Raw genomic sequence first — 12,513 nt, forward strand, 5'->3', positions numbered from 1 at the left:
ATGGCGCTGACCGCATCGCCCTGGTATCAGACCTACCTCACGCCGAACGCGCATTCGCTCAAGTTTGCGCTCAAGGCCACCTTCGCCATGCTGCTGGCGCTGTACCTGGCTCTGTGGCTGAACCTGGAGCGCCCCTACTGGGCGCTGATCTCGGCGGCGTTTCTGCAGATCCGGCCGATGAGCGGCATGGTGCTGGAAAAGGGCCTGAGCCAGGTGAGCGGTACTCTGGTCGGCGCGCTGGCCGGTATCACCCTGATGGCGCTTTTCGCCCAGGCGCCGGTGCCGGCGCTCGCGGCGCTGACGCTTTGGATCATGCTATGCACCTACGGCAGCGCGCTTCTGCGCAACAACGCCGCCTACGGCTGCATCATGGGCGCAGTCACCGCGATGCTGATCGTGGTAATCGGCTCCGGCGCCCCGGAGCGCATCTTCTCCATCGCCGTGGCGAGGATTTCCGAGCTGGCGCTGGGTGCGACCTGCGCGACCCTGGTCAGCGCGCTGCTGTGGCCCTCCCGGGTCAGCGCGCACCTGGGGCGCCAGGCCGATACGGTGGTCAACCAGGCGTTCACCCACGCCGCCTCTCGCCTGCGCGACAGCGACGACCACGCCGAGCTTGAGGCCAGCCTGACCGGCACGCTGTCGCCGCTGACCGCGCTTGAGGGCGATAGCCAGGCCGCCCGCTATGAAGGCCCCGAAGGCGCCGGGCGCATCCGCGCCAGCCACGTTCTGACCCGCCACACCCTGCGCCTGCTGGCCACCCTTCATGCCCTCCAGCAGCTCCTTCACGCCGGCAGCGAGCGTCACGGCGGCGAGAGCATGAAAAGCGACATCCGCCAGCTCGCCGAGCAGCTGGCCAACGGCTTTACCAGCGCCGCCGGCTATAGCGGCACCACCGACGCCCGCAAGCGCCTGCACGCCCTGCGTCGGCGGGCGCTGCTGTTTCCCGAAGGGTCGCTTTCGCCGCTTGAGCAGCGCTGCCTGCTTGGCCTGCGCGAAGCCCTGGGCCACGCCCTGGTCATGCTCGATGCCCGGGACGCCATTACCCAGCCGTCGCGCAAATTTCTGCGCGGCGTGGCGCTGGCCTGGCACCGCGACCATCTGGTCGCCGGCGTCAACGCCCTGCGCGCCGGGGCGATCTTTGCCGCCCTGGCGACGTTCTGGCTGGCCACCGGTTGGGACAACGGCCGGGTCGCCATGCTGCTGGGCACGCTGTTTTCGGCGTTTTTTGCCAGCCGCGACAACCCGGTGGCGGCGTGCATGACGTTTGCCAAGGGCATGCTGGCAGCGATACCCAGCGCCTTTATCTTCGGCCACGTGCTGTTGGCCCAGGCCAGCGGCTTTCCCATGCTGGCGATGATTTTCCTCACGCCGCTGTTTCTGGGGCTGCTGGGCGCGTCCAATCCCAAACTGATGGGTTACTGCCTGGCGTTTACCATCGGCAATATCCTGCTCACCATGCCCGGCAACGGCATGGACTTTTCCTTTGACAGCTTCATCAACCGCGCGCTGGCGGTGCTGGTGGGGCTGGGGACGGTGGTGACCGCGTTTCGCCTGCTGCCGGGCCCCGGCGCCACGCTCAGGCGCAAGCGGCTGGTGTGGGCCATTGCCCGGGATTTGCGCCGGCTGGCAAGCGCGCCGGTCGAAGACGCGGAAACGCAGTTTATCGGGCGCATGGCCGACCGCCTGCTGCGCCTTTCCCGGCACGATGACACCCTGCCCGACGACCAGCGCCACCTCTTTACCCTGGGGCTCACCGGCCTCGACGTCGGCTACGCCTGCCTGCAGCTGCGCCGGCGCCTCGACGGACTGGGCAACGCCGACCTGCAGCGCACAAGCGGCGCCTTTATTACCGCCCTGGCCGAGGGCTACGCCGCCAGCGCCAAGGGCGAGACGCCGCGGCAGATACGCCCGGCGGGCGACGCCCTGCTCGACGCCGTCCGCCGCGAGCGCTCGCTGGACGCCCGCCGCCAGGCGCTGCTGGCCGGGCTCGCCGAGCGCCTGGCTCTCTCACTGGAACGCCAGGCCACCCGGACCCGGCAGGTGCGCGGTCAGTCGCCGGAAGCGCTCCCCGCGCCGCCGACCATGCCCTGACGCAGCGCGCTGGTTGCCCTGGCGGCGTCTTCCGGCGTGCCGGCCATTTCCCGGAACATGCCCATGGAGCCCAAAAGCGCTGAGGATTCGTAGGGCACGAACACCCGCTCGCCGTTTTTGGCCATGTCCGGCAGGCCCTTGATGTAGCTCTGCCCCAGCAGATAACCCACCACGGTGCGCTTGTGCTCGTCGTCATCGCCCAGCGCGCTCAGCACCAGGCTGATGGATTCGTTTTCGCCCTGGGCGCGCAGAATCGCCGACTCCTTGTCGCCCTCGGCATTGAGGATGGCGGATTCGCGCTGGCCCTGGGCCTTGGCAATGGCCGCGGACTTCTCGCCTTCGGCCTCGGTCACCGTGGCCCGGCGCTTGCGCTCGGCGGCCATCTGCAGCCGCATGGCAGACTCCACCTCTTCGGGCATTTCAATATCCTGAACCTCGACCCGGGTGATCTTGATGCCCCACTTGGAGGCCGGCTCTTCCATGGCCGCCTGAATCTGATTGTTGACCTCGGCCCGGGACTCGAACAGCCGGTCCAGCTCCATCTTGCCCACCACCGAGCGCAGCGTGGTCTTGGCCAGCACCTCCACGGCCTGGCTCATGTTTTCCACTTCGTACACCGCGCGCTCGGGCACCACGATGGTGTAGTAAAGCGCGCCGTTGATGCGCACGGTGACGTTGTCCGTGGTGACCACCGGCTGGCCGGGAAAGTCCATGACGGTTTCCCGCCGGTCGATGCGCGTTTCTTCGCTGGTAATCGCGGCGTAGGCGTCGCCACGCTTCTCGTAGCGGATCATGGTGATCGAGCGTGGCTTTTCGATGAACGGGATGATGATGTTGATCCCGCTTTCCAGCACCCGGTTGAACGACCCCAGCCGCTCCACCACCACCGCTTCCGACTGACGCACGATCATCAGCCCCTTCACCACGATCATCACGCCGATGGCGACGATAATCAGGCTGACCAATAGCCCTATACTGATGGAATCGCTCACTGTCCTGCTCCTGTTGAAGACTTCGCCGACGGCGAAGGTTGGGACGACGGCGCGCCGGGTCTCACCCGCGCCAGCGTCCCTTCAAAGTGATCCAGCACCACCTCGGCCCCTTCGGCGGGCCAGTCGTCGGGGGCTGCATCCACGTAACGGGCGCGAAAGAAATCGCCCTTGATCTTGATGCCGCTGGCGCCGTCGTAGTCCCGGCGCACGATATGAAACCGCTCGCCGTGCTGGGCGCCGGTACCGGCGACGCCGTAGTTGACCCCGGCCGGGGAAAACCACGGCCGAATCACCCAGACCGCAAGCGGCACGCACACGGCGCTTGAAAGCCCCAGCACCGCCAGCTGAACGGAAAGCGGCACGCCAAGCGCTGCCGCCAACGCCGTGATCAGCGCCGCGGCGGCAAGCGCCAGCAGCACCAGGCTGCCGGTCATCAGCTCAGCAAGCGCCAGCGAAAGCGCAACCGTCAGCCAGAGAGAACCCGCACTGATCATATCCACGGTGTTGATACCCGCCTATTATCCGTTTGATTCATTGGCCACAAAGCCGCTAGCCCGCCAGCATGCTGCCGGAAAGCCCCAGAAGAAAGCCGGCGACCGCCCCCAGGGCGGGCATCCAGGTGTTTTTCAGTTTGGCCTGGGGGGCAATGTCGTCAAACACCAGGTACAAGATGCCGCCGCTGGCAAACAGCAGCAGCGTGCCCATCACCAGCGGATATTGCCCCAGCCAGTAGTAGCCGGCCAGGGCCGAGGCCGGGCCCAGCAGCGCCATAGCAAAAAACGCGGACAGAATAGTGCTCTGGGCCAGCCGGCCCGAGCGCGCCAGCTCTTCAAAGGCGTTAAAGCCTTCGGGCAGGTTCTGTAGCGCGATCAAAAACGCCAGCAGCAGCCCGGTGTTTTCCCCGGCGGCGAACGCTGCGCCCAGCGCAATGGCCTCGGGGATAAAGTCCGAGAGCATCGCTACCATCTGGCCGGCGGCGCTCTGCAGCCGGTTGAGCAGGATATCCAGCAAAAAGAACGTCACGCCGCCGGCGGCAAAGCTTAGCCCCGCCGCCAGCGGGGGCAGCTTGGCCACGCCATCGGGCACCAGCACCAGGGCGATGGCCGAGATCAGCGCGCCGCCGCCAAAGGCGACGATAAAATGTCGCCACTCGCTGCCAAGCCAGGCCGGGTGCAGCCGGTCAAACCGGGCAAACACCGCCCCGGCGGGCATTGCCACCCCGGCGCCCAGGGCAAGAAGCAGCACCAGCAACGTCTCGGGCATGACTGAGGTCCTTCGTCGTTATCGCACTGTTCACGGCGCCGGTAAGGAGCGCACTAGCGTGACAGCGCCTGCTCCAGCGGCTCGTCGTTATAAAGCGCCCGGCCGTCTTCCCAGGCAAAAACGTGGGGCGCGTCGTGGTTGATCATCAACGCCTGCAGCGCAGGAGGAAGCTCTATCACGATGGCGTCGGGCAGGGTATCGACGGCAAGCCTGGCGCTCAGCCGCGACGCCAGTTCGGCCCGAGTCTGCTGTGCGCTCATGGCCGGCTGGTTGAGGGTATCGCCTGGGGGTTCGTGAGCCTCGGCGCTGATGCCGGCCAGCAGGGCACGGGCCCTCTCCGGGGACAGGCTGTCGCCGTCAAACGCCACCCGGCCGGAAAGCTTTGCCTCGGCGCGGCCGAGCATGGGCAGAGCGGCGTCCAGCGTCAGGGTCTCGAGCTCGAGCGCGGGAGAGCGCGACAGCAGCGCGTGGGCCTGCTCCCTCAGCGTGGCCCGAAGCTCTCGGGTCAGGGCCTGCTGCTTGGCGGTCGATAGATCTTCCCCGGCATCGGCGCCTTTCAGGTGGCGCTCGAGCACCTCGGCCAGGGCAGCGAACGCGGCGTAGTCCAGCCCTTTCGCGGTCAGGTCAAGCTCGGCCCGGCCCGGCTCGCTGTCCATGAAAACGGCATCGTTTGCCGCAAGGTAGAGCCGTGAAGAATAGGTGTCGCCGTCGAGCGTGGCGGTATTGCGGATTTCGGCGTCGCCGAGGCTTGCAACTTGCGTGGGCGTGCCGCGGCTGTCGGCGGTGCGGCTGTCGGCGGTAACGGTGACGCCGTCCACGGCAAAGCGGGCATGGGAGCGACCGCCGCCTTCTTCGGCATCGATGTTGTGCTCAAGCTCGGCATCCAGGCCGTTGACCTCAAGGTGATCGACGTGGCTTTGCAGGCGAAGCTGGCGGGTAAGCATATCCAGCGCGAAGTGCTCGCGCTCGGCATCCACGTAGCCATCACCTTCGACCTGCGCCAGGGTCACGGCACCGCCGGCGGCGGTCAGTTCGTCGGCGTCAAAGCGGTAGTCGCGCTTGCCGCTGCCAAGGCCGGTGGTGAAATCGACCTCGCCGCTGAGCGCCTCGCCGTCAAACGTCATGGTACCCTCGGCGGTGCGCGACAGGTAGCCGACGTCCATGGCAAGCTCGCCGCTAAGGCCCGGGGCGTCAACCGCGTCCAGACGTGCGGTAAGCGACGTCTTGCCAAGCCCCTTGTGCGTTTCTACCTGGCTCACGTTAATGGCCTGTTCGGCCTCAAGCGCGGCAAGGCTCTCGCGGATCTGCTTTTCTGCGGCATTGCCCGCTATGGCATGGGCAATGAAGCCGCCCGCCACGATAGCGACACCGGCCGCCACGATGATTTTTTTATCCACAATCAACGTCCCTATTTTTGCTAAGCTCTGGTGCGGTTGTGCTGCCCGAAAACCGGCCGACACAGTGTCACACGGCACTCGATGCGCCGCCGCGCCATGCTAGCACGTCAAGCGGCACAGCATTGATTGGCAAGCTAACCGTTCCGCGTTCTTCGCTACGTTTCTGAACCCGTTCTTCAAAACGCTCTTCACAACACGTTCTTCAGCACATTGATTGGGGCCACCGTTGGGAAACACCTTTTGCCACGCTCGCTATCGCCGCCTGTCGCGGCTGGGCATCAAGCTCTTTGCGATTATCCTGAGCATCAACGTGGTGATTGCCGGCGCGGTTTTCCTCGCCGTCTCCTACAGCATCGACCGCGGCTTTCTGGACTACCTCAACCAGGCCCAGGAACGCCGCGCCATGCGCCTGGCCGAGGGCCTGACCGAACGCTGGCAGGAGCACCAGGGCTGGGAGTGGCTGGAAAGCGACCCGCTGCGCTGGCCCACCATCGTTTATCACGAGCTTGGCCGCGGCAACGCCGAGCGCCCCTCGCCGCTGGGCGAGGCCCAGGATTTCGCTCTGCGCGCGCCGGACGGCCGCTTCATCGTGGCCCCTCGGCACGCGGAAGACGATCCCGCCAGCTGGCACTGGATGCCCCTTGACGCCGACGACCGGACCATCGGCTCGCTGGGCTTTCGCCCGCCCCAGCAAATTCTCAAGCGCATGGAAAACCGCTTTCTCGACCGCCAGCGCAACAACCTCTCGCTGATCGTTATCTCGCTGGGCATTGCGTCGCTGCTGCTCGCCGGGAGCCTGTCGTGGTGGCTTGGCCGGCGCGCTCACACCCTGGCCACCGGCGCCATGCGCCTGACCCGTGGGGATTACCACATCCGCCTGCCGGTACGCGGCCGCGACGAGCTCTCAAGGCTCGCCCGGGACTTCAACGTGCTGGCATCGACGCTTGAGGCCAACCGCAACGCCCGCGCCCGCTGGGTGTCGGATACCGCCCACGAGCTACGTACGCCGCTGGCCGTGCTGCGCGGCGAGATCGAGGCCATGCAGGACGGCATCCGCCCGCTCGACACCGACAACCTCGGCTCGCTGGCCCAGGAGGTCGAGCAGCTCGAGCGCCTGGTGGCCGACCTGCGCCTGCTCTCCCAGAGCGACGCCGGCGCACTGGATATTCAGCTGGCGCCGCTGGACCTGAGCGACCATCTGCAGTGCCACCTGAACGACGCCAGGCGCTGGCTCGAGGATACCGGGTTCCGGCTCACCGACGAGCTGACGCCGTCGCTTCACATATACGGCGATGCCCAACGGCTGCGCCAGCTGTGGCACAATCTGCTCGATAACAGCCGCGCCTATACCCAAGAGCCGGGCACGCTCAACGTGACGCTCACCCGCGAGCAGGACGAAGCGGTGCTGGTATGGGAAGACAGCTCGCCCGGCGTACCCGAGCATGAACTGGCTCGGCTCACCGAGCGGCTGTACCGCGTGGAAGGCTCTCGCAGCCGCTCGAGCGGCGGCAGCGGCCTGGGGCTTTCCATTGTCAGCGCCCTGGTGCACGCTCACGATGGCCACCTGGACGCTTCAGCTTCGCCCCTTGGCGGGCTGCGCTGGACGCTGCGCCTGCCGCTGATATCGTCAACCTGATGTTGCCGCCACCCCGATTTTTCCGTGAGTGACCCATGCCCGCTAATGCCTCTTTACTGATTGTTGAAGACGAACCCAAGATTGCCCGCCTGATGGCCGACTACCTGCAGACCCACGGCTTTGAGACAACCACGCTGGACGACGGCAACGCGGTCATGCCCTGGCTCGAAGAGCAGCAGCCGGCGCTGATCCTTCTGGACCTGATGCTGCCGGGTCAGGACGGCCTGACCCTGTGCCGCAGCATTCGCCAGCGCTATCCGCAGACGGCCATCATCATGGTGACCGCCAAGGTAGAAGAGGTTGACCGCCTGCTGGGGCTGGAGCTTGGCGCCGATGACTACATCTGCAAGCCCTTCAGCCCGCGCGAAGTGGTCGCTCGGGTCAAGGCCGTGCTGCGCCGCAGCCAGGCCGCCCAGAGCGCTCCGCTCGCCGTGGATGACCCCGACGCCCCGGTACAGCTGAACGAGGACGGCTGGCAGGCCATTGCGGGCGGCCACGACCTGGGGCTTACCGCGGTGGAATTCCAGCTGCTGCGGGTGATGATGCGGGCGCCGGGACGGATCTTCAGCCGCGAGCAGCTGATGGACCATATGTACCGCGACAACCGCATCGTGTCCGAGCGCACCGTGGACAGCCACGTCAAGAAGCTGCGCAAGAAAATCAGCGAAGTTCTCCCCGAGCGCGACATCATCCGCTCGGTATACGGCGTGGGCTACAAGTACCAGCCCGACGAATAAGGCCGGGATCACGTTATTTACACACTGGCTGCAAAGGGTTTGCACCGGCATGGGAGAGGCTCGGGGTAGTCAATCGACCTCACCGCTATTCCAAGGAGTTGCCATGACATCGCCGCTTACGCTACGCCAACGTCTTGCCCCCGCCCTGCTGGCGGCCGCCCTGCTGCCGCTGGCGTTTACCGCCCATGCCGCCCCCGGCCAGGGCCAGGATGCTCAGGCCGGCGAAATGCCCGACGCCCTCAAGGAGCGCATGGAAGAGCGCCGCCAGGCCGTGTATGAGCAGGCCGGCATCGATCAGGCCACCCGCCAGGAGCTCAACGCCGCGCAGAAAGAGCACTACGAAGCCATGCAGGAGCTGCGCCAGGACTACCGCCAGCGCATGCAGGAAATCCTCACCGAAGAGCAGCAGCAGTCGCTCAACGAAGCCATGCGCGACGTCCAGCGCGAGCAGATGCAGCAGCGGGGCCAAGGCCAGGGCGAGCCCATGCCGCAGCAGTAACGACCGGACGTTCCCCGGAACACGGCAGCAGCTGGTATAATGGCGTGCGGCGCGAAGCTGCGCGCCTTTTTTATCCGCCTGTTTCTGTCCGGAGTCGTCATGTCGCGCCCGCGGTCTTCCTCTTTCCGTTTACCCCTTCCCGGCCGAGCCCTGGTTCAAGCCTGGCAGGCAGGGTATAGCCCGGGCCGACTGAAAAACGACGTACTCGCCGGCCTGACCATCGGCGTGGTCGCCGTGCCGCTGTCCATGGCGCTGGCCATTGCCACCGGAGTGGCGCCCCAGCACGGGCTCTACACGGCGATTGTGGCCGGCGCGCTGATCGCGCTTACCGGCGGCTCGCGGTTCAACATCTCCGGCCCCACGGCGGCGTTCGTGGTGATACTGTTTCCCATCGTCTCCAACTACGGCCTGGGCGGGCTTTTGATCGCCACCCTGATGGCGGGCGTTATCCTGTTGGCACTGGGGCTCGCCCGATTGGGCAGCCTTATTCAGTACGTGCCCTACCCCGTGATACTCGGGTTTACCGCGGGTATCGGCACCGTCATCGCCCTGCTGCAGCTTCCCGACTTTTTTGGCCTGGCAAGCCTTGAGCTCGGCGACAATACCCTGGCCAACGCCTGGCTGATTGCCCGGGCGCTCCCTGGCCTTGTGCCCGCGGAGCTCGGCATCGGCGTCATTACGCTAGCCACGCTGCTTGTCTGGCCGCGCCTGAAAACCCCGGTGCCGGCGCCGCTGGCCGGGCTTGCCGTGGGGACGCTGGCGGCGCTGCTGCTCGCCGCGTTGGGGGTCGAGGTCGACACCATCGCCTCGCGCTTTGACTGGATGATCGACGGCCAGAGCGGCAGCGGCATTCCCCCGTTGGCGCCGAGCTTTGACATGCCGTGGCATTTCCCCGGCGCCGACGGCGAGCCGCTGACGCTGGACTTTGCCCTGATCCAGGCGCTGCTGGGGCCGGCGCTGGCCATCGCCCTGCTGGCGGCCATCGAATCGCTGCTCTGCGCCGTGGTCGCCGACGGCCTCACCCGCACTCGTCACGACCCCAACGCCGAGCTTGTGGGTCAGGGTATCGGCAACATCGTGGTGCCGTTTTTCGGCGGCATTACCGCCACCGCCGCCCTTGCACGCACCGCCACCAACATCAAGAGCGGCGCTTTTTCACCCGTGTCGGCGGTAGTGCACTCGCTGGTGGTGCTGCTGGCCGTGGTGGTGCTCGCCGGCGTTTTGGGCCGCGTCCCCATGTCCGCGCTGGCCGCGCTGCTGCTGATCATTGCGTGGAACATGAGCGAAGCCAAAAACTTCGTGCACACGCTGAAAACCGCGCCGGCAAGCGACGTCGGGGTGCTGGTGATCTGCTTCGGGCTGACCGTGGCCTTCGACATGGTGGTCGCCGTCGCCGTGGGTATCAGCCTCGCCGCGGCGCTGTTCATCCGCCGCATGGCCCAGCTGACCGGCGTCGAACGCCAGCCCGAACGCCCGGCGGGAAGCCCCGAGCTCCCCGCAGGTACGGCGCTTTACCGCATCAGCGGGCCGATGTTCTTCGGCGCCGCGGAGAAGGCCATTGCCACCCTGCGTACGGTGGATCAGGACGTGCATACGGTGCTGCTCGACATGCGCACCGTGCCCAGCCTGGACGCCACCGCCATGGTGGCCCTTGACGGGCTGCGCCGGGAGCTTGCCGAACAGCACGTCGGGCTGGTGTTTATCGGCCTGCCCGCGCGCATGCAGCTCAAGCTCAAGCGCGCGGGCATTGGCCGCCGGGCAGGCAAGCTTGCCATGACCGAAAGTATTGAGCGCGCCGCGAAGCTGGCGCGGCGCTGGCAGGTAGCGGGCTAGAAAAAGCCCATGGGGTTGATGTCGTAGCTCACCAGCAGGTTCTTGGTCTGCTGGTAGTGTTCAAGGGCCATCTTGTGGGTTTCGCGGCCCACGCCGGACTTCTTGTAGCCGCCGAACGCCGCGTGGGCCGGGTATTGGTGATAGCAGTTGGTCCATACGCGCCCGGCCTGGATGCCGCGGCCCATGCGGAAGGCCACGTTGATGTCGCGGCTCCACACCCCGGCGCCGAGGCCGAACTCGGTATCGTTGGCAATGGCCAGCGCCTCGGCCTCGTCCTTGAACGTGGTGACGGCCACCACCGGGCCGAAGATTTCCTCCTGGAACACCCGCATTTTGTTGCCGCCCTTGAGCAGCGTCGGCTGGACGTAGTAGCCCTGGTCCAGGCTGCCCTCCATGGTCTCCCTGTCGCCGCCGGTGAGAAACTCGGCGCCCTCTTCCCGAGCCACTTCCATGTACGACATGATCTTGTCGAACTGCTCTCGGGACGCCTGGGCGCCCACCTGCACCTCGGTATCCAGCGGATTGCCGCGCTTGATGGTCAGCGTGCGCTCGATCACCTTAGCCATGAAGTCGTCGTACATGCTCTCCTGCACCAGCGCCCGGGACGGGCAGGTACAGACCTCGCCCTGGTTTAAAAACGCCAGCACCAGGCCTTCCACGGCCTTGTCGACGAACTCGGGCTCGGCGTTCATGATATCGGCGAAGTAGACGTTGGGCGACTTGCCGCCAAGCTCCACGGTGGAGGGAATGATGTTTTTCGCCGCGCATTCCAGGATATGCGAGCCCACCGGGGTGGAGCCGGTGAAGGCAATCTTGGCAATGCGCGGGCTGGCGGCCAGCGCCTGCCCGGCCTCTTCGCCGAAGCCGTTGACGATATTGATCACCCCCGGCGGCAGCAGATCGCCGATCAGCTTCATCAGCTCGAGGATCGAGGCCGGCGTCTGCTCGGCGGGCTTGAGCACCACGCAGTTACCGGCGGCAAGCGCGGGCGCCAGCTTCCAGGTGGCCATCAGCAGCGGGAAGTTCCAGGGGATGATCTGGCCAACCACGCCCAGCGGCTCGTGGAAGTGGTAGGCCACGGTGTTGCCGTCGATGTCCGCCGCCGACCCTTCCTGGGCGCGGATGCAGCCGGCAAAGTAGCGGAAATGGTCCACCGCCAGGGGCAGGTCGGCGTTAAGGCATTCGCGTATCGCCTTGCCGTTGTCCCAGGTCTCCGCTACGGCCAGCTTCTCGAGGTGCTGCTCGATGCGGTCGGCGATTCGCAGCAGCACGCGGCTGCGCGCCGCCGGCGACGTCCTGCCCCACTCCGGGGCCGCGGCGTGGGCGGCGTCCAGCGCCTTGTCCACGTCCTCGGCGGACGAGCGGGGGATCTCGCAGAAAACGTCGCCGTTGACCGGGCTGACGTTATCGAAGTATTCGCCGCTGACCGGCGGCACAAACTCACCGCCGATGTAGTTGCCGTAGCGCTGCTCAAACGTGATCAAGGCATCGGTGTCGCCAGGGTTGGCATAGATCATGGCATGGCTCCTGCTGGAGTGAAGGTTTACCCCGTCCAGTGTTGACCAGCCGGACCACTTGTCAAACCCTCCAAACGTCGCAGACCGGCTGCCGCTCCCGGGTTAAGCCGCCGCGCTAGCGCACGATCATCACCGAGGCCTTGGCATGGTGCACCACGTGCTCCGAGTTGGGCCCGAGCACGTAGTCCACGAAACGGCGCTTGTTGTGCGATGCCATGACGATCAGGTCCACCTCCAGCTGATCGGCCACCTTGATGATGGCCTCCCAGGGCGAGCCGTCGACGACCACGCTCTGGGTTTGCACGTCGGCGGGGATCTGGTCATCGATAAAGGCGTGCTGGGCTTCGATCACGGCGGCCTTGGCATCCCGAGCGAAGTTTTTGGGGAAATACGCGCCCACCATGGGCATTTTGACGTCCGGGCGCACCGTGAGCACGTGCAGCGATGCGCCGAACGTCCGGCACAGTGTGACCGCCGTCGGCAATGCCTTTTGCCACGATGCCTCTTCGTTGATATCCACCGGCAGTAGAATCTTGCGGTACATACAG

11 protein-coding genes are annotated in these 12,513 nt (G+C 66.1%); 5 read left to right on the plus strand and 6 right to left on the minus strand.

Going from position 1 to position 12,513, the window contains the following annotated elements; all coding sequences use genetic code 11:
• The gene (locus RS027_RS00105) at positions 1–2,091 is read left to right on the plus strand and encodes an FUSC family protein (protein ID WP_311952085.1); all 2,091 of its coding nucleotides are present in this window, start codon (positions 1–3) and stop codon (positions 2,089–2,091) included.
• On the opposite strand, the gene RS027_RS00110 is transcribed toward RS027_RS00105, so the two are convergent.
• From RS027_RS00110 to RS027_RS00125, 4 genes are read right to left on the minus strand one after another with little or no spacing between them, the layout of a single operon-like run.
• Positions 2,049–3,023: an SPFH domain-containing protein gene (locus RS027_RS00110; RefSeq protein WP_376717566.1), complete on the minus strand. Its 975-nt coding sequence runs from the start codon at positions 3,021–3,023 to the stop codon at positions 2,049–2,051. The genes RS027_RS00105 and RS027_RS00110 overlap by 43 nt on opposite strands.
• A gap of 56 nt (positions 3,024–3,079) precedes the next feature.
• Positions 3,080–3,577 carry an NfeD family protein gene (locus RS027_RS00115; protein ID WP_311952528.1) on the minus strand — a complete coding sequence of 166 codons (498 nt, stop codon included), beginning with the start codon at positions 3,575–3,577 and terminating at the stop codon, positions 3,080–3,082.
• A gap of 55 nt (positions 3,578–3,632) precedes the next feature.
• Complete coding sequence (locus RS027_RS00120; protein WP_311952092.1) at positions 3,633–4,346, minus strand: ZIP family metal transporter; 714 nt, start codon at positions 4,344–4,346, stop codon at positions 3,633–3,635.
• 53 nt (positions 4,347–4,399) lie between these two features.
• The gene (locus tag RS027_RS00125) at positions 4,400–5,743 is read right to left on the minus strand and encodes a DUF945 family protein (RefSeq protein WP_311952095.1); all 1,344 of its coding nucleotides are present in this window, start codon (positions 5,741–5,743) and stop codon (positions 4,400–4,402) included.
• A 226-nt stretch (positions 5,744–5,969) separates the two neighbouring features.
• On the opposite strand from RS027_RS00125, the gene RS027_RS00130 reads away from it, so the two are divergent.
• From RS027_RS00130 to dauA, 4 genes are all read left to right on the plus strand, one after another.
• Positions 5,970–7,379, plus strand: coding sequence for an ATP-binding protein (locus tag RS027_RS00130; RefSeq protein ID WP_311952098.1), 1,410 nt, complete (start codon positions 5,970–5,972; stop codon positions 7,377–7,379).
• A gap of 35 nt (positions 7,380–7,414) precedes the next feature.
• Positions 7,415–8,116, plus strand: coding sequence for a response regulator (locus RS027_RS00135; protein WP_311952101.1), 702 nt, complete (start codon positions 7,415–7,417; stop codon positions 8,114–8,116).
• A gap of 103 nt (positions 8,117–8,219) precedes the next feature.
• A complete protein-coding gene (locus tag RS027_RS00140) occupies positions 8,220–8,615 on the plus strand; it encodes a hypothetical protein (RefSeq protein ID WP_311952104.1) in 396 nt (131 codons plus the stop codon).
• A gap of 99 nt (positions 8,616–8,714) precedes the next feature.
• On the plus strand, positions 8,715–10,448 hold the full coding sequence (gene dauA, locus RS027_RS00145) for a C4-dicarboxylic acid transporter DauA (RefSeq protein ID WP_376717567.1): 1,734 nt from the start codon (positions 8,715–8,717) through the stop codon (positions 10,446–10,448).
• On the opposite strand, the gene exaC is transcribed toward dauA, so the two are convergent.
• Both exaC and RS027_RS00155 read right to left on the minus strand, forming a co-directional pair.
• Positions 10,445–11,965, minus strand: coding sequence for an acetaldehyde dehydrogenase ExaC (gene exaC, locus RS027_RS00150; RefSeq protein ID WP_311952110.1), 1,521 nt, complete (start codon positions 11,963–11,965; stop codon positions 10,445–10,447). The genes dauA and exaC overlap by 4 nt on opposite strands.
• A 115-nt stretch (positions 11,966–12,080) precedes the next feature.
• Entirely contained in the window at positions 12,081–12,509 is a 429-nt protein-coding gene (locus RS027_RS00155; RefSeq protein WP_311952114.1) for a universal stress protein, read from the minus strand.
• Positions 12,510–12,513: the final 4 nt, after the last annotated feature.

The sequence above is a fragment of the Halomonas garicola genome, from assembly GCF_031935715.1.
Classification (GTDB): Bacteria; Pseudomonadota; Gammaproteobacteria; order Pseudomonadales; family Halomonadaceae; genus Vreelandella; species Vreelandella garicola.

Bases quoted from the DNA above. Each gene is read 5' to 3' on its own strand.
- RS027_RS00105 (WP_311952085.1), top strand. From the start codon at position 1: ATGGCGCTGACCGCATCGCCCTGGTATCAGACCTACCTCACGCCGAAC.
- RS027_RS00110 (WP_376717566.1), bottom strand. From the start codon at position 3,023: ATGATCGTGGTGAAGGGGCTGATGATCGTGCGTCAGTCGGAAGCGGTG.
- RS027_RS00115 (WP_311952528.1), bottom strand. From the start codon at position 3,577: ATGATCAGTGCGGGTTCTCTCTGGCTGACGGTTGCGCTTTCGCTGGCG.
- RS027_RS00120 (WP_311952092.1), bottom strand. From the start codon at position 4,346: ATGCCCGAGACGTTGCTGGTGCTGCTTCTTGCCCTGGGCGCCGGGGTG.
- RS027_RS00135 (WP_311952101.1), top strand. From the start codon at position 7,415: ATGCCCGCTAATGCCTCTTTACTGATTGTTGAAGACGAACCCAAGATT.
- RS027_RS00140 (WP_311952104.1), top strand. From the start codon at position 8,220: ATGACATCGCCGCTTACGCTACGCCAACGTCTTGCCCCCGCCCTGCTG.
- dauA (WP_376717567.1), top strand. From the start codon at position 8,715: ATGTCGCGCCCGCGGTCTTCCTCTTTCCGTTTACCCCTTCCCGGCCGA.
- exaC (WP_311952110.1), bottom strand. From the start codon at position 11,965: ATGATCTATGCCAACCCTGGCGACACCGATGCCTTGATCACGTTTGAG.
- RS027_RS00155 (WP_311952114.1), bottom strand. From the start codon at position 12,509: ATGTACCGCAAGATTCTACTGCCGGTGGATATCAACGAAGAGGCATCG.